The sequence below is a fragment of the Spirosoma luteolum genome (assembly GCF_054778875.1).
Genome location: NZ_BAAGZE010000003.1, coordinates 70,048 through 86,978, shown reverse-complemented (window position 1 = coordinate 86,978; position 16,931 = coordinate 70,048). Strand labels below are relative to the sequence as shown.

11 protein-coding genes are annotated in these 16,931 nt (G+C 59.8%); 3 read left to right on the top strand and 8 right to left on the bottom strand.

Annotated features, from left to right (window positions below):
• Window positions 1-22 precede the first annotated feature (22 nt).
• On the top strand, window positions 23-334 hold the full coding sequence (locus ACYVAC_RS03175) for an EthD family reductase (protein ID WP_461096118.1): 312 nt from the start codon (window positions 23-25) through the stop codon (window positions 332-334).
• Window positions 335-354: 20 nt separating this feature from the next.
• Window positions 355-738, top strand: coding sequence for a DUF779 domain-containing protein (locus tag ACYVAC_RS03170; RefSeq protein WP_461096117.1), 384 nt, complete (start codon window positions 355-357; stop codon window positions 736-738).
• A gap of 76 nt (window positions 739-814) precedes the next feature.
• Here the strand turns inward: ACYVAC_RS03170 and ACYVAC_RS03165 are convergent, their stop codons facing one another.
• The 8 genes from ACYVAC_RS03165 to porW form a co-directional block, all read right to left on the bottom strand.
• Window positions 815-1,846, bottom strand: coding sequence for a SusE domain-containing protein (locus tag ACYVAC_RS03165; protein ID WP_461096116.1), 1,032 nt, complete (start codon window positions 1,844-1,846; stop codon window positions 815-817).
• Window positions 1,847-1,912: 66 nt separating this feature from the next.
• Window positions 1,913-3,508: a RagB/SusD family nutrient uptake outer membrane protein gene (locus ACYVAC_RS03160; protein ID WP_461096115.1), complete on the bottom strand. Its 1,596-nt coding sequence runs from the start codon at window positions 3,506-3,508 to the stop codon at window positions 1,913-1,915.
• Window positions 3,509-3,563: 55 nt separating this feature from the next.
• Entirely contained in the window at window positions 3,564-6,584 is a 3,021-nt protein-coding gene (locus ACYVAC_RS03155) for a SusC/RagA family TonB-linked outer membrane protein (RefSeq protein WP_461096114.1), read from the bottom strand.
• A gap of 200 nt (window positions 6,585-6,784) precedes the next feature.
• On the bottom strand, window positions 6,785-8,737 hold the full coding sequence (locus ACYVAC_RS03150) for a helix-turn-helix domain-containing protein (protein WP_461096113.1): 1,953 nt from the start codon (window positions 8,735-8,737) through the stop codon (window positions 6,785-6,787).
• A gap of 42 nt (window positions 8,738-8,779) precedes the next feature.
• Entirely contained in the window at window positions 8,780-10,591 is a 1,812-nt protein-coding gene (gene uvrC / locus ACYVAC_RS03145) for an excinuclease ABC subunit UvrC (protein WP_461096112.1), read from the bottom strand.
• 64 nt (window positions 10,592-10,655) lie between these two features.
• The gene (locus tag ACYVAC_RS03140; RefSeq protein WP_461096111.1) at window positions 10,656-11,768 is read right to left on the bottom strand and encodes a glycerate kinase; all 1,113 of its coding nucleotides are present in this window, start codon (window positions 11,766-11,768) and stop codon (window positions 10,656-10,658) included.
• A gap of 53 nt (window positions 11,769-11,821) precedes the next feature.
• A complete protein-coding gene (locus tag ACYVAC_RS03135; RefSeq protein WP_461096110.1) occupies window positions 11,822-14,170 on the bottom strand; it encodes a penicillin-binding protein 1A in 2,349 nt (782 codons plus the stop codon).
• Window positions 14,171-14,275: 105 nt separating this feature from the next.
• Complete coding sequence (porW, locus tag ACYVAC_RS03130; protein WP_461096109.1) at window positions 14,276-16,531, bottom strand: type IX secretion system periplasmic lipoprotein PorW/SprE; 2,256 nt, start codon at window positions 16,529-16,531, stop codon at window positions 14,276-14,278.
• A 120-nt stretch (window positions 16,532-16,651) separates the two neighbouring features.
• On the opposite strand from porW, the gene ACYVAC_RS03125 reads away from it, so the two are divergent.
• Window positions 16,652-16,921 carry an AtpZ/AtpI family protein gene (locus tag ACYVAC_RS03125; RefSeq protein ID WP_461096108.1) on the top strand — a complete coding sequence of 90 codons (270 nt, stop codon included), beginning with the start codon at window positions 16,652-16,654 and terminating at the stop codon, window positions 16,919-16,921.
• The last annotated feature ends 10 nt before the right edge of the window (window positions 16,922-16,931 follow it).

Sequence of the window (16,931 nt, the reverse complement as noted above, 5' to 3'; positions counted from 1 at the left end):
CAGTCACAAACCCCCAACGAACATGGTTCGCTTAACGATTTTATACCCGCAAACGGCTGACAGCCGGTTCGATCTGGCTTATTATCTCGATACCCATATCCCGCTCGTGAAGGAGCGGCTGATGCCGCTGGGCCTGCTCGCTGTCGATCTGCAGCAGGGGTTGTCGGGTGCCACGCCCGATGCCCCCCCGACTTATGCCATGATTACCGGGCTGGTGTTCGACTCGGCCGAGCAGCTGGGCGCGGCCATGGGTACACACGGTGCCGAACTGCTGGGCGATATCCCGAATTTCACCGATGCACAGCCCCTGAGTCAGGTGACCCGGGTGCTGTAGATCGCTTGTCAACAAACCGCATGGTAGCACCACCAATTTCCCGCATTGCCGTTACGCCCGATGCTACGGCCGTTATCGGGCAGCTGCGCGCACAGCACGGGCCCCTGATGTTCCACCAGAGTGGCGGCTGCTGCGACGGGTCGTCGCCGATGTGCTTTGCGCAGGGCGACTTCATTGTTGGGGCGTCGGATGTGTGGCTGGGCCAGATCGACGGCTGCGACTTCTGGATGGCCGACGATCAGTTTACCTACTGGCAGCATACGCACCTCACCGTCGACGTGACGCCGGGGCGCGGGGCCAGCTTTTCGCTGGAGATACCGCTGGGTGTTCGGTTCCTGATTCGCTCGCGGCTGTTCGATGAGGACGAATACGCCCGGCTGCCCCCCGTTCGACGGGGCGAATAGGTAGCGTTCGGGCATGCAAAAAGCCCCGGTCCAGCGGATCGGGGCTTTTTTAACTACCAACCTTAAATTAGAAACATCACAGTTTGGTCAGCGAGTAGGTGTAGTTACCACCGCTGCTCAGGTTGAGCGTAACGAGGTAGTTACCCGCTGCCGGTACTTTGATATTGGCGCCGTTGCTTTCGAGCAGTCCGTCGGCCTTATCATCGCCATAGTTGATGTCCCAGGCATCATTGGCCCGGAATTTCAGCTCGTCCTGCTTGAGGGCCAGCGTTACCTTCCAGGTCCCGGTGGATTCATCATAGGTCATAGGTGTACTGGCATCCCAACCTTTTGGCGTTGCGGCCCCAATTACCCCGAAGGTGGTTTTGGTGGCGCTCCAGGTCAGCGCGTTCAGATCGGCTTTGAGCAGGTAATAGCCCCCCGATGCAACGTTAAGATTATCGCCTTTGGCTTTCAGCTTGCCGGCTCCGGCGCTGCCGAAGTCATTGTCCCAGTTACGGGCGGGCGTGAGTTTGAAATCCGATGCGTCTTTGAAATAGATGTAGCCTTCGTAGACCTTGTTGTCTTTGACCGACACAATGCCCGGCGCTTTATCGGGGGCCCATCCCTGGTACGCGCCCGGCACGTAAATAGCCGGATACTGGATCACAACCAGGTAGGGCGTACCGCTAATGGTGGTTGTGCCCGACACGACCGACGGAACGGTGCTGCCGGCGATATCCGACTTGACCCGCACGTCGACCTGCCCCGCGCTGCCGGGGGCAACCCCCAGCTTAAGCAGCATGGTGTTGAAATCGGCCCCGGTGATGGCCTGCTTCAGGTTGCTGCCGGCCGTGATTTCGATGGGGCTGGCAAACGTACCGCCTTTCTTGTCGAACTGCAGGGTGTAGGCATTGGCCGCTTTGAAGCCATAGCTGGGTACGGTCCACGAAAACGTTACGGCATCTTTGGCGGCATCGGCGCTCGTCAGCGATACGCTCTGGGCGCTGCTCGTCAGGGTAATGGTTCCACCCGGCTGCAGGGTCAGGCGGTCTTCTTCTTTCTCGCACGATACCAGCGTGAACAGGGCCGTTACCGTGGCAAGGAGGGTAAATAACGTTTTTTTCATGAGTACGGATGGTTTACTGTGTGCGGCAGGCCGGTGCCCGGGTGGGTTGGCCTGCCGCAACCGGTATTAATAACCCTGATTTTGTTTCAGATTGGGATTGGCCACCAGATCGGCTGCCGGCAGCGGGAACACGGTGCGGAATGCTTCGACACCCCGGCCTGCTTTCACACCACCTTTGAACGGCCACAGGTAGCTGTTATCGGTAAACTTGCCAAACCGGATCAGGTCGGTCCGGCGGTAGCCTTCCCAGTACAGTTCGCGGGCGCGTTCGGCCAGAATGAAGTCGAGGTTGATGCTCGTCACGTTGCCCGAGGTGCCTTTGTAGGCGCGTTGCCGCAGCTGGTTGATGTAGCCCAGGGCCGTGGTCTGATCGCCACCGGTGCCCCCGCGCAGCACCGCTTCGGCATACATCAGGTACACATCGGCCAGGCGCAGCAGTGGGAAATCGGTATCGGGGAAGTTGCCTTCGATATCCGACCCGGCCTTACCGGCCGACGTTACGTTTTTGTACTTGGCAATGGCGTAGCCATCTTCAAACTTGTTCAGCACCTCGTTGATCTCCAGATTCTGGCCGTCGGTGAAGAACAGCGCCCGCTGGTCGGTTTTGCCCGACGGGTCGCTGAAGTTGCCCACCAGCCCTTTGGTGGTACGCAGGCCAGCCCAGCCCCCGTTGATGCCGAAGGCCGCCGGACTCATTTTGCCCCCTACGGCCGCGTGAACCAGGAAGGTCATACCGCCGTAGGTTTTGGTGCGCGTGCCATCGAACGTAACCGGCAGGATAATCTCCCGCGAGGTGTTGTTGTCGGCCAGAAACAGCTTGTTGTAATCGGTGTCGAGGGCGTAGGCATTCGACTGAATTACTTTGGCCGAATAGGTAACGGCGTCGGTCCAGCGGGCGGTGCCGGTATAGACTTGCGCGTTCAGGTACAGGCGGGCCAGCAGGGTCCAGGCAGCGGCCCGGTCGGCCCGGCCATACTCGCCGGCTTTGGGCGCGGGCAGATCGGCTTCAATGGCTTTCAGCTCCGACTCCACGTAGGTGAACAGGTCGGCGCGGCTGATCTGCTTGGGCAGAAACGAACCCACGGCATCGGCTTCGGTCACGAAGGGCACGCTGCCAAACAGGTCAATGGCGTGCAGATAAGCCATGGCGCGCAGGAAGCGGGCCTCGGCGCGGTAGGTTTTGGCGTCGGTCAGGTTTTGCCCCGTAATACCCCGTTCGCTCAGCTTGGCATCGGTTGTTTCGCGGATAAACTCGTTGCTGGCCGTTACCATGTAGAAAATCCGGTTGTACATGGCGGTGATAAACTCGTTGCCCGACGACCAGTTCATGTTGTGGTAGTCCTGAATCGAGCCATCGTTCCAGCCAATCACGGCTTCGTCGGTGGGCAGTTCCTGAATCATCCAGTACTGCCGCAGGTAGTTCGAGAAGCCTTCGTCGATACCCGAAATGTCGGGCTTACCGGCGGGCCCCTGCTGTCCGCTCACGGCCATAATGGCGTAGAGCTTGGCCAGCACCGATTTGTAGTTGGCGGGGTCGGTATAGACCGATGCCGACGTTACGTCGTAGACGGGCTGCCGGTCGAGGTCCTGCACACAGGATGATACGGTGGCCAGCATGGCGGCCAGCACACCCGTGGTGGTTATTGCTTTAAGTGATTTCATGAGCTATAAGTGATCGGGTGACCGGCTGGTGTCGCGCAGACACCAGCCGGCACGATTAAAAGTCCAGATTGGCACCGAGCGAGAACACGCGGGGGCGGGGGTACAGGTTGTTGTCGATACCACCCGATACTTCGGGATCGAGACCCGAGTACTTGGTGATTACGAACACGTTCTGCGCGTTGGCCTGCAGGCGCAGGTTGCCGCCCTGACGCAGGCCTTTCAGCACCTTGCCGACGTTGTAGCCGATGTTGAAGTTATCCATCCGCAGGAACGACGCATTCTCCACGTAGTAATCCGAGAAGTACTGATTGTTGACAAACATCGTGTTGAGCACGTCGGTCGATCCGTTGCCGTTGAAGCCAAGCGAGTTGGTGAAGTTGCGGATGGCGCCACTGTTCGACCGCACGTTGTTGTACACGTAGTTGCCGATGTTGCCCCGCAGTACGAAGCCCGCGCTGAACTTGTTGATGGTGTACTGCGACGTGAAGCCCAGGAAGATTTTGGGGTTGGCCGATTTGTAGCGGTAGCGGTCGTCGATCGTGATTTTGCCATCGCCAACGGTTTCGCCCACCCGGTTGCGGTCTTCATAAACGCCTTCGAGCGGCTTGCCGTTCTGGTCGTATACCTGATGCAGCACGTAGAACGAGTTGGTGGGGAAGCCCACCGTCTGGATCTGTACCGTGTTACCCACGCCACCACTGATGCCGCCTACCAGTACGCCCGGATCGTTCGGGGTTGGTACTTTGGTCAGGTTCGTGATTTTGTTCTGGTTGTAGGTGATGTTGAAGCCGACATCCAGATTCGAGCGCTCGCCCCGGATGGGGTTGGTGTTGATTGAGAACTCGACGCCCCGGTTTTCCAGATTACCCACGTTGGTCAGGATCTGGTTGGTCAGGTTCGAGCCGGCTGCTACCGGAATCACCGCCAGCAGGTCGCGGGTTTTCTTCTGGTACACATCGATGCTACCCGAGATCCGGCCATCGAAGAAGGCGTAATCTACGGCTGCGTTGATGGCATGCGTTTCTTCCCACTTCAGGTTGGCATCGTAGCCTTCGGCCCGCAGCGTGCGGTAGAACGTGTTGCCAAACTGGTACTGGGCCGTCAGGTCGCTGACGGTGTAGCGGGGCAGGTAGGGGTAGTCGCCTACGCCCGGCAGGTCCTGCTGACCCGTTACACCATAACCCACCCGGAATTTCAGGGCCGACAGGGCTTTCACACCCCGCAGAAACGATTCTTCTTTCACGTTCCAGGCCAGACCGGCCGAGGGGAACGTACCCCAGCGGCTGTTAGGGCTGAAGCGCGAGGTAGCGTCCCGACGCAGGGTAGCGGTCAGCGTATAGCGATCTTTCAGCGTGTAGTTGGCCCGGCCAAAGAACGACAGCAGCGTGTACTGGCTCTCGAACGGAATGCCGGCGGGGGCAAACTCAGTGCCGTTGGCCAGACGATCGGGGAAGCTGGGGCTCTTGCGCAGGAAATCCTGGTAGGCATAACCCGCCGTCAGGTCAACCCGGCTGTCGATCGCGCGCAGTTCTTTGGCGTAGTTCAGGTAGAACTCCAGCGTTTTGTTATTGCGGGTCTGCGCGTACTGGTTGTTCTGACCACCCCGGTTGAACTGCGAGGCTGCCTCGGCCGGCACGAAGATGGTGCCGTTGGTCGACGAGATATCGTAACCCAGGTTCAGGTTGGCGCGCAGTTCGGGCAGGAAATGGAATTTGTAGTCGAACTGGGCGTTGCCGATGCTCCGTTTTACGGTGCTCAGGTCCTGCCGCTGCATCAGCAGCCCCAGTGGGTTGCGCGTTGCCAGCGTGTTGGGTTTGTTGGTGTTGGGGTCGAGCCATTCGTAGAAACCACCGTAGTTGTTGTTGCCGCTGTAGACGGGTTGGGTGGGGTCGAACGAAACGGCGGCACCAATGGCTCCCTGATCGGCAAAAACGTTATTGATGATCGATCCTTTCAGGTTAACGTCGATGCGGAGGTGATCCTGCAGCAGACGGGGCGACAGGCCCAGCGAGCCCGAAAACCGCTCGAAATTCGAGGTTTTCAGAATACCCGCCTGGTTGAGGTAGCCAAACGACGCCCGGAAGGGCATATTTTTGATCGAGCCGGTCAGCGCTGCGTTGAGGTCGCCACTGAACGCCTTGCGGTAAATCTGATCCTGCCAGTTGGTGCTGGCCGTACCGAGCAGGGCACGCTGGGCGGCATTGCCGGTCTGGGTAATCAGGTTGCGGAACTCGTCGGTCGAGAGTACAGGCACCTGCTTATAGATGGTCGAGAGCGATCCCAGCCCGCTGATGCTCAGGCGAAGCTTGTCGCCCGCGCGGCCTTTCTTGGTCGTAATCAGGATAACCCCGTTGGCGGCCCGGGCGCCGTAGATGGCGGCAGCCGACGCATCTTTCAGTACCGTGAAGGTTTCGATGTCCTGCGGGTTGATCTGGCTGAGCGGGTTGGCTGCGCCCGAGATACCACTGTTGTCGACGGGTACACCGTCGATGACCACAAGCGGATCATTGCTGGCATTAAGCGACGAACCACCCCGGATCCGGATGGTGCTGCCACCGCCCGGCTGACCACTGGGGGGCGTGATGCTGACACCGGCCAGTTTACCGGCCACCAGCTGCTCGGGGTTGACGATGTTTCCTTTCTGAAAATCCTCGGCCGAAATCGAGGCAATCGACCCGGTCAGGTCTTTCTTGCGCTGGGTGCCGTAGCCTACCACCACCACCTCGTTGAGTGATTTTGAGTCGTCGGCCAGGGTAACGTTGAACGAAGTGCGATTGCCCACGGCGACTTCCTGGGGCGTTTTGCCGATGAAGCTAAAGACCAGCGTGGCGGCTGGCGGTACGTTGGTCAGCTGGAACTTACCGTCGACATCGGTTTGGGTGCCGCGGTTTGCTCCTTTGATCTGAACCGTCACGCCGGGCAGGGCCGAGCCATCCGATTCAGTAACCAGGCCGGTTACGGTTATTCCCTGAGCCAGCGCCGACAGGCGGATCAGGAAGGTCAGCGTCAGCACCAGCATAACCCGAAGCCAGGCGGCTTGAGTCAGGCACCAGACCTGTTTGGAAGAGGTGTGCATTAGTTAGGTTTGTTAAATGGTCGTTAAGCGAATCAAATCAGACGCGGCCATCGGAACAGCCGGTCAACTAATTCTGACAAAAGTACCATTAGGGAAAACCCGAGTCGTCCCACTTTACAAACGCTGACGATTTTGTGGAGAAAAGGAATAATTAGTTGGATTCCACGCGATTAGGTTGGTGCCACTTTCCGAAAAGGGCACTAGGACAGGAGCTGCTCATCGCTGACCATGTTGAAATACTCCTTGGGTGTCTGACCGGTCAGTTTCTTGAACGCCCGGTTGAAGGCCGTTTTGGAGTTGAAGCCCACATCGAAGGCCAGGCTCAGCAGCGTATAGTTGCGCGATCGGGGATCATCCATGCGCTGCTTCAATTCCTCGACCCGAAACTGGTTGACGAAGTCGAAAAAGTTCTTGCCGAAGCCCTCGTTGATCACCCGCGAGAGCGTATGGGGGGGCATGCGCAGGTTGCCCGCCAGCTCGTGAATGGTGAGGTTAGGATTCGTGTAGGGCTTCTGCTGAATCATGTGGGCGTCTACCAGCTGCTGCAGGGCCTCCAGGTCGGGCAGGGGCGCCGGGCGGGCCGCGCGCGTCTCGGGGGCGGGCAGTACATCGAGCGCAGCCAGTGCTGCCGGCTCGGCCGGATGCTCGGTCGGCTCCTCGATGAGGGGAGACACCACTTCTTCGAAAAGAACAGCCGGCTGACTGGCCGCCGGGCGGGGCTGTGGCAGCTTGAAAATTTCGGGCTGGTGCACCGCTACGTAGCCCAGAAAATACGTGATGGTCGAGAAGGCAAGGTAGATGGCGTCGACGTTGCGTTCGGCAATCGGTATGAGCTCGAACGATGCGCCCTGGCTGACGGCAATCAGTACGTACAGAAACGCCCACAGCAGCAGGCATACCGACTGGATGGTCAGCACCGTGTTGAGGTAGTTCAGGTTTTGTTCGTATGAAATACTGCTCTCGTTGTGGCGCTTGTAGGCCCGGATGGTACGCCGGCACACCAGCCAGTAGCCCGAATTGAAAGCCAGCGCCAGCAGGCCCATTACCAGAAACAGGCCCCGCAGCGTTGGGTCGTGGTTGACCAGCTTCAACTGAAAGTCCTTACTGTCCATCAGCAGGTAAGGCAGGTAGGCGAAAAACTGCACAACCACCGGAATGAAATGGAATGTCCAGTTCCGCATGGGGCGCCTGGTATCGAACAGCAGTCGGCGCAGGTAGAAGTAGAAAAGTGGTGCGTAGAGAAACCAGATGAAGTCGGGCAGCAGCAGCAGTTTGGCGTTGGCCTGCGCCACCGCGCGGTAGCTGGTAATAACCTTCAGAAACACAAACAGCGAGGCCATGCCGATCAGTACCACCAGCCAGCGGTTGGCGGCCCGGTTGTAATTCTGAATACTCGGTATGGCAATGAGCAGCAGTAACCCCTGAAAGGCCGAAAACAACATCAGCAGGTCGTAGATCGAGAAAAAATTAAAGGTGCCACTCAGATCTTCCCAGTTCAGAATATGAATGTCGATGTCCTGGTTACCCGTTTCGATGCGCGTCGACCGGCGGTTGGCGCGGGCTTTGCCGTTTTCGCGCCCCTCCACCGAATCCCAGTTGCCGCGGGTAAACTTGTAGTCGATGTAGGGCGCGTCGGATTCCACCGTGACCCGGTAGGTCCCATCCACCTGCCGCACCAGTCGGTAGCGCGGATCGCCGGGGTTCCATCGGTTGAAGGAGCCCGTGATGTAAAGTACAGCGTCGTGGGGGGTGTTGGGGGGTAGTTCGGTAACCACAAACTGGTAGGCCGGCTTGCGCTCCCAGCCAACAATCGTGGCCTGAATCAGGCGGGGCTGACCCGGCGTATACTGGCGGTTGCTGATGGCCAGTCCGGCGGTGTCGCCTTCGGCCAGCTGCCAGCTGCCCTGCGTAAACTTATACTCGAACGGTTTGTCGCGACCGATGTTAGGCGGCAGCACCAGGCTGTAGCGACCGTTGGCCTGCCGGGTAAACTGAAACCGAGGGTCGCCGGGGCTCCAGTCATTGAACGTACCCGACATAAACAAACCTGAGGCCGTGGGCGACAGAGCGGGCAATACCGTTACCTCCACCCGGATCTGCGCCCGGAGGGTCAGAACCGTCAGCCAGCAAAGCAAGAAGAGGCCGAAACGCATGGAGTAAGTCGGTTAATAAACTGCAAAATACGATTTCAGGCCTTACGCATTCTCGATCGTATCGAAATAGTGCTTGAGTTTGATGGCCCGGTCTTTGCCAACCACCTCGGCCACTTCGTCGATGGAGGCTTCGCGGATTTTGCTGACGCCCTTGAAGTGTTTGAGCAGTTTGGCGGCTGTTTTCTTGCCGACGCCCTCTACGTTTTCGAGTTCGCTGATGAGGCTGTTGCGGCTCCGCTTGTCGCGGTGGTAGGTGATGGCAAAGCGGTGGGCTTCGTCGCGGATACGCTGGATGAGCTTCAGCGACTCCGACCGCTTATCGATATACAGCGGCAGGTTGTCTTCGGGGAAATAAATTTCTTCCAGCCGCTTGGCAATGCCGATGATGGGTACGGCGCCGTAGAGGTTCAGGGCTTTCAGCGCGTCGCAGGCGGCACTGAGCTGCCCTTTGCCTCCGTCGATCACAATCAGATCGGGCATGTCGAGTTGCTCCTCGAGCACCCGCGAATAGCGCCGGGTAACGACCTCATACATGCTGGCGAAGTCGTTGGGCCCCACCACGGTCTTGATCGAAAAGTGCCGGTACTCCTTATTGGCGGGCTTGCCCCCGATGAAGCAGACCATGGCCGACACCGGATTGGTGCCCTGAATGTTGGAGTTATCGAAACATTCGATGCGGTTGGGCAGGGTTTTGAGCTGTAGATCCTGCTTGAGCCGAATCAACACCCGGTCTTTCTTACTGGCGCTGGCCGTAGCCTCGGCAGCCGCCCGTTCCTGCCGCTCGCGCCGGAAATACAGCACGTTTTTAAGCGACATGTCGAGGAGCTTCTTTTTGTCGCCGATCTGCGGAATGGTAACCTCGGCCTTCAGATCAATATCGAGCGGAATGTTGGTGATGATTTCTTTGGCCTGACTGCCGTACTGGTCGCGAAACTCCACGATCATCATGGCAAGCAGGTCGGGATCGGCTTCGTCGAGTTTCTTCTTGATCTCTACCGTATGGGCCTGTACGATGGTGCCGTTGACCACCTTCATAAAGTTGATGTAGGCCGCCGACTCGTCGGAGGCAATCGAGAATACGTCGGCGTCGGCAATTTTGGGGTTTACCACCGTCGATTTGCTCTGAAACCGCTGCAGCACGTCCATTTTTTCCTTGTGCTGCTGCGCCTGTTCGAAAGCCAGCTCATTGGCGGCTTCGACCATGCGGTGCCGGAAGTATTCCTGCGCCGGTTTCAGGTTGCCCTTCAGAATGTGGTGCACCTGTTCGATATCGCGGTTGTAATCGCTTTCGGGCTGTTTGCCTTCGCAGGGGCCTTTGCAGTTGCCGATGTGGTATTCCAGGCAAACCTTGAACTTGCCTGCCTCGATGTTCTCGGGCGTGAGGTTGTAGTTGCAGGTCCGAAGCGTAAAGAGCTGGCTGAACATATCGAGCACCGTGTACATCGGCTTCAGGTTGGCAAACGGGCCGTAGAAGGTCCCCTGCTTGCGGTCGATACGCCGGGTGGTGATGACGCGCGGAAACGGCTCGTTGGTGACACACACAAACGGGTAGGTCTTATCATCGCGCAGCAGAATGTTGTACTTGGGCTGGTAGCGCTTGATGAGCTGGTTTTCGAGCAGCAGGGCGTCAAACTCGGTGTGCACGATCGTGAACTCCAGCTTGCGGATCTGGCTCACCAGCCGCAGCGTTTTGCGGTCGTGCTGTTTGGAGTTGGTAAAGTAACTGCCGACCCGGTTGCGCAGGTCTTTGGCTTTGCCCACGTAAATCACTTCGCCCGACGCGTCGAAATACCGGTACACGCCCGGTTCGTGGGGTACGGTGGCTAAAGCCTGTTTATAATCGAATTCGGGCATAAGGCTGGCCGAAAGGAGGTTAAAGTCTGTGATAAACCCGGCCGGTACGGGGGCGGGGGCTTAGTCAAAACAACCGGCAGACGTTAAAGGTTGCCTGTCGCAGATCATCGTAGGCCGTCTGTTGGGCCTCGGCCAGCCGCTGCGGTCGGGTGAGCACCGAAAAGGCCGCCCGCAGCCCCAAGGCCCGGATGCCGTCGGGGTCGAGGGCCAGCGTGCCGCACAGCGCCAGAACCGGCACCGGGCCCGCGCGCTGCGTAATGCCGTGCAGTAGCTTACCCTGCAGGGTCTGCCCGTCGAGCTTGCCTTCGCCCGTCAGTACGTAGTCGGCCCGGCGGCAGTGGGCGTCGAACTGAACCGCATCGAGCACCAGATCGACACCCGGCAGCAGCTGGGCGTGCAGAAAAAAGCGACAGCCGGCGCCCAGCCCGCCGGCGGCTCCGGCACCCGGCCCCGCATCGAGATCAACACCGAACTGCTGCTGCACCACTCGCGCCAGGTTGCGCAGCCCCGCGTCGAGTTCGGCTACCATGGCGGGCGTGGCTCCTTTCTGGGGGCCGTAGACGTGGGCCGCTCCCTCGGGGCCGGCGAGGGGGTTCTGCACATCGCACGCCACCGATACGCGCACAGCTGGGAAGACTGGTTCGGTGGGGGGCACCAGCCGGGCTACCTGCGTCAGCGCCCCGCCTACGGGGGCCAGGGGGGTACCGGCGGCATCCAGAAACTGCCAGCCCAGGGCCGCAGCCATACCGATGCCGGCGTCGGTGGTGGCGCTGCCGCCGATACCGAGCACCAGCTGGGTAACGCCGGGCGCTACGGCTTCCCGGATCAGCTGGCCGGTGCCCAGGGTGCTCGTCAGGAGGGGGTTGCGCTCGGCTGGCTGCAGCCGCGCCAGCCCCGACGCTTCGGCCATTTCGACGAAGGCCGTACGCCCATCGCCCGACCGGCCAAAGCCTGCCTCGACCGGCCGCCCCAGCGGATCGTCGACGCGGGTGGTGTGCCAGCTGCCGCCCGTTGCGCGGGTCAGCACCGGGGCCGTGCCTTCGCCCCCGTCGGCCAGGGGCAGCAGCTGCACCGTAGCGTCGGGCCGGGCCATTGCCACGCCATCGGCCATGGCCTGCGCGGCCTGCGTGGCTGTCAGCGAGCCACGGAATTTATCGGGAGCCAGCAGCAGGTGCATAGGCAGGCGGGGCTAAAACAGGCCGGGTCAGGACGCTGGCCTGACCCGGTTGCTTATTGGAGAATATCTTCGTCTTCGTTGGGCACCACCTTGGGCGGAATGTACCGGCTGGCGGAGTCGATATGGTAGCCGCCACAGTCGATCTTGAAATTATTGGGCTTACGGAACGGCTCGGGCTTGTACTGGGTCAGCGTCGGGTCTTTGTAAACCTTCTGCATGTAGAGGGCCCAGGCCGGCATGGCCAGCCGGCCACCCTGGCCCAGCTCGATGGTCCGGAAGTGAATGGGCCGGTCGTCGCCACCTACCCATAAGCCCGACACCAGGTGCTGGGTCATGCCCATAAACCAGGCATCGGAGTAGTTGGAGGTCGTACCGGTTTTGGCAGCAATCTCGTTGCCGCCCTCCAGCAGTTTGTACTGGGCACCGAGCCGCGCGGCCGTACCCCCCGGCTCGACAGCGGCCCGCATCAGGTGGAGCATCTCGTAGGCCCGGTTCTCGCTGATCACCTGGTTGGCGTCGGCAGTGAAGCGCTTGAGCACATTCCCGTTTTTGTCGGTGATGGTGGCAATCAGCATAGGCCGCACCCGAATACCGCCATTGGCAAAGGGGCAGTAAGCCGCTACCATCTCGAACACCGACACATCGCCCGTACCGAGGCAAAGCGTGGGGTTGTTGGGGAGGTCCTTGCTCTGAATTCCCATGTCGTGGGCGTATTTGATCACCGCTTCGGCCCGGGTTTTCTTGATGAGCTGGGCACTGACCGTGTTGATCGACTGACCGAGGGCTTCGCGCAGCGTGAGGTCGCGGAAGCTGTAGCGGCCCGTCGAGTTTTTGGGCGTCCAGGCCGGGCCACCGTTGTTGTCCTCGCCGTGGGCAAAGGTGGTGGGTCGGTCGGTGATATGCGAGCAGGGGGTCACGAAGCCCTGGTCGAGCGCTGTCAGGTACACAAACGGTTTAAAGGTCGAGCCCGGCTGCCGGCGACTCTGCCGCACGTGGTCGAACTTCATGTGCCGGAAATTGATACCGCCCACCCAGGCTTTTACGTGGCCCGTGCGGGGGTCCATCGACATAAAGCCCGTGTTGAGCAGCCGCTTGTAGTAGCGGATCGAGTCGAGGGTGCTGATGGTGGTGTCTTTTTCGTTGCGCCGGCCGCCATACACAAACACTTTCATTTTGTGGGGCTGCCGCATCTCGGCCCAGATCGCTTTCTCGTCGTCGCCCAGCTCGGCTTTCAGCTGCTTGTAGCGGGTTGTCTGGCGGGCGCGGGCTTCGATGAAGCCCGGAATTTCCTCATACTTCTTGGTGCGCGGGTTTTTCTGTACCCACGGGTTGCGGCCGCGCCAGTGTTCGTAGAATTTCTTCTGCTGGTCGCGCATGTTGTTCATCACGGCTTCTTCGGCGTAGGCCTGCATCCGCGAGTCGATGGTGGTGTAAATGCGCAGCCCGCTCGTGTAGAGGTCCAGTTCGGCGCCGGGGTTTTCTTCGTTATACTGGTTGATCCAGCGCTTGATGTCGTCGCGGATCACCGAGCGGAAATAAGCCGCCATCCCCGTATTCTGGTTCTCGATACTGAAATCGAGTTTGAGGGGTTTGCGCTTGTAGGCAAAAGCCTGCTCGGCCGACAGAAAACCGTAGCGCTGCATCTGACTCAGCACCACGTTCCGGCGCTGCACGGCGCGGTCCTCAAAAATGCGGGGGTCGTAGCGCGAGGGGTTCTGCAGCATACCCACCAGCAGGGCTGCTTCCTCGACGTTCAGGTTCCAGGGCTCTTTGTCGAAGTACGTCCGGGCGGCCGTTTTGATGCCGTAGGTGTTGTTGCCGAACGACACCGTGTTCAGGTACATCATCATGATTTCCTGCTTGGTGTAATTGCGCTCGAGCCGGACCGACAGAATCCATTCTTTGGTTTTCTCGATCACGGTTTTCAGGACAGGCACCTGTCCCAGCGTACCGCGCAGTTTTTCGCCCCGCGTGTCGAACAGGTTTTTGGCTACCTGCTGCGTCAGCGTACTGCCCCCTCCCGAACTGCTGTTGCTGGTGGCAATCCCTTTGATCACCCGGAAGAACGAGCGTGGATCGATTCCCGAGTGCTTCACAAACCGGGCATCTTCGGTCGCCAGCAGCGCCGAGGTCACGTTGGGCGACACCTGCGTGATCTCGACCGGCGTCCGGTTTTCGGTATAGTACTTGCCGAGCAGCTGGTTATCGGCCGTGTAGACTTCCGAGGCTACCTCGCTCTGCGGGTTTTCGAGGGCTTTCAGGCTGGGCATGCCGCCAAAAAGCCACAGGAAGTTGTAACTCACGGCCAGAATATACAGCACCAGCGAGGCCACGCCCAGCAGGGCGATCTGCCACAGTTTCAGTATCAGTTTCCGGTAGCGACCGGCGGCAAAATCAATCATTATGGGGGAGGTGGTTATCCGTGTTCAGTCGTCGTAGTCGGTATGGGTTGGCTCACGGACGGGTCTGCGCGCCAGCCGTATAGCGGATACGGTATCCTGTAAACATCATTTCTTCTGGTTGGCAGCAGCCAGCATTTCTTTGGCCCTGAACAGCAGCGGGCTGGCTGGAAAATCGCGGACGAAATCGCTCAGCGCCTGCCGGTACGCATCGACCGACTGCACTTTTCCGACCAGTATAACCCGCAACAGGGCCAGTTTGTCGCCAATTTTCGTGCCCGTGTACTGGCTGAGGGCATTGTCGGCCCGGGCCAGGGCCTCCGTTGGGTTGTTGGCTTTATAGAGGTCATAAATCTGGGTGTACACAGCCAGGGCCTGCGCTTCGGCGTCGGTGGTCGACACGGCGGTGTTGCCCGTCAGGCGGGCATACGACGTGTTGGGGAATTCGGCCTGCAGGCGCTCTTTCCAGGGCGAGGTTTTGCCCAGCTGCTCATTCGACAGGTAAAGCAGGTAGTACACCTCGGGTTTTTGCCGGGTGTTGGGGTAGCGGGTCAGCAGCTGCTCGAACACCGGAATGGCGTCGGCAGGCTGGTTGAGCCCAAACTTGTAGAGCTTGCCCAGTTTGTAGAGGGCTGTTTCGATGCGTTCGTTGGCCTGCTGCTGCGCGCCGGGACTCGTGGGAATCAGAGTCTTGAGCGCATCGCGCTGCGCCTGCCGGGCCGACCCCCGGCTGCCGGCGGGGGGATTGGCGCCGATTACTGGCACGGCATTGTCGGCGCCCTGGGGAGCCAGCGGGGCGTTGGGGTTCACATCGTTGGCCGAAGTGCCGCCGTTGAGCGGGCTGTTGACACCCGCCACGGCCTCAGAAGCCTGCTTGTTGCTCCGGCGCCAGTCGTCTTCGAGCGGCCGGTTGCCCCAGCGCGTTGAAAATTCCTGGCGGCCCTGGCTGAGGGCCACCGGGTTGTAGAGTACCCAGCGGGCTGTGGGAGCCAGGTCGGAGTTGGTGGCACCGGGCACCTGCCCGCCGTTGCCGCTGCTGGCCCGGTCAATAATCTGCTGAGCCAGCGCGGCCTGCTCGCGGTCGGCTTTGTCGCGCTGATCGAGCACGCCGTTGAGGGCTTTGTCGAGCTCGGCCGGCGACAGCTGCGCCAGCCGGAGCAGGCTGTCCTGCACCTGAATGGTGCTGCGGTACTGGACAAACTCGTCGAGGGTATTTTTGCGGGTCAGCAGGGCCGCGTATTCGGCCGACTGCCGGGGCAGCTGCGCCAGCGCACTGTCGTAGTATAGCTTGGCCCGGCCGTAGTCGGTTTTCTTTTCGTCGAACAGTTTGCCCATGGCCAGGTAGGTGTAGGGCACCTGCGGAGACGTGGGGGCGGCCTGAATCGAGCGGCTGTAGTAATCGATGGCTTTGTCGATGCGGCCGTTGCGGGCTTCGAGCAGGGCCATCGTGTTGTAGATCTTGTCTTTCAGGTCGGCGTTCTTGCGGTCGTTGAGCATCCGCTCAAACGTCTGGGTCGAGGCTGTGGCCTTGGCCATATCGCCCGTCAGGCCGTTGCTTTGAATGGCATACAGGCTGGCGTAGAACGACTGATCGTAACTGGGCCGCGACGACTGCACGAGCTTGTACTGCTCGATGGCTTTTTTGGGTTGTCCGGACACATCGAACAGCTGGCCCGCAATGAGGTGAAGGCGGGCCGTGACTTCGCCCTTTTTGAGCGCCGGAAACGTGGCTTCCAGAATGGCGGCTGCCGTAGCGTATTCGCCCTGCCGTTCGTGCAGGTACGCCCTGGTCAGGTAATAGTCGCGGGTGTTGGCGTTGTTGAGTGGCTGCGCCCGCAGGTATTCGGCTACGTTAAGGGCGTTGGTATAGTCGCCCGCTTCTACATAGGCCCGCATCAGCCCCACCAGGGCGGTGTGTTTATCGTCGTCGCTGGTGCCTTTGGTGTTGACGTATTTAAACACCTCAATGGCGTTGGGCAAATCCTGCCGCAACAGCCGGGCCTTGCCGATCAGGATGTAGGCATCGTCGAGCCACTTGCTGTTCTGGTGCCGTTCGGGAATAAGGGAGGCCTTCTTGATGGCATCGTCGAGCAGGGGCTTCACTGCCTGGCTGCGAAGCGAATCGACCGGCAGCAGAATGGGCAGCACCTGGCTGTAATTTTCCTGTCGGGTGCTGAACAGCGTGCGCTCGGCTTCGGCGATTTCATCGCGGGCAATGACGTAGGCGTTGTAGTGCGCCGTCAGGTTGTGGTAGCCTTTGCTGACGGGTTTGGTGCTATACTGCGAACACGAAACCAGCCCACCGGTCAGCAGCATGGCTACTGCGGCAGCATAAAAATAGTGGTTACGGACGTAGCGGAACATGCAAACGGGGAACGCGTGAATAGTCACTCTCAAAACGCTGACGAACCCGGCGGTTATATGCAACGTTAGCCCAAATTAACGAATTTTGCCCGACCGAACGTATCGCCCCTCCCTAATTCCATGGAAAACAACCCCGACCAGCCAACCGATCCGCAGCCCGGTCATCGCCCCGGTACCGACCCGGCCAAACGCCTGCCGGAGCAGTCGCGCTCGTTTGTGCAGTACAGCGGCATTGCCTTTCAGATGCTCGGTACCATCGGACTGGGGGTTTTTGTGGGCCTTAAAATCGACGAGTGGCAGCAGAACGCCCGCCCCATCTGGACCATCGTGCTGTCGCTCACGGCCATCGGCGCATCGCTCTACCTGTTTATCAAGCAGCTAACCCGCTAACGGCGGACTA

Bases quoted from the DNA above. Each gene is read 5' to 3' on its own strand.
- ACYVAC_RS03150 (WP_461096113.1), bottom strand. From the start codon at position 8,737: ATGCGTTTCGGCCTCTTCTTGCTTTGCTGGCTGACGGTTCTGACCCTC.
- ACYVAC_RS03160 (WP_461096115.1), bottom strand. From the start codon at position 3,508: ATGAAATCACTTAAAGCAATAACCACCACGGGTGTGCTGGCCGCCATG.
- ACYVAC_RS03170 (WP_461096117.1), top strand. From the start codon at position 355: ATGGTAGCACCACCAATTTCCCGCATTGCCGTTACGCCCGATGCTACG.
- ACYVAC_RS03155 (WP_461096114.1), bottom strand. From the start codon at position 6,584: ATGCACACCTCTTCCAAACAGGTCTGGTGCCTGACTCAAGCCGCCTGG.
- porW (WP_461096109.1), bottom strand. From the start codon at position 16,531: ATGTTCCGCTACGTCCGTAACCACTATTTTTATGCTGCCGCAGTAGCC.
- ACYVAC_RS03135 (WP_461096110.1), bottom strand. From the start codon at position 14,170: ATGATTGATTTTGCCGCCGGTCGCTACCGGAAACTGATACTGAAACTG.
- ACYVAC_RS03165 (WP_461096116.1), bottom strand. From the start codon at position 1,846: ATGAAAAAAACGTTATTTACCCTCCTTGCCACGGTAACGGCCCTGTTC.
- ACYVAC_RS03140 (WP_461096111.1), bottom strand. From the start codon at position 11,768: ATGCACCTGCTGCTGGCTCCCGATAAATTCCGTGGCTCGCTGACAGCC.
- ACYVAC_RS03125 (WP_461096108.1), top strand. From the start codon at position 16,652: ATGGAAAACAACCCCGACCAGCCAACCGATCCGCAGCCCGGTCATCGC.
- ACYVAC_RS03175 (WP_461096118.1), top strand. From the start codon at position 23: ATGGTTCGCTTAACGATTTTATACCCGCAAACGGCTGACAGCCGGTTC.
- uvrC (WP_461096112.1), bottom strand. From the start codon at position 10,591: ATGCCCGAATTCGATTATAAACAGGCTTTAGCCACCGTACCCCACGAA.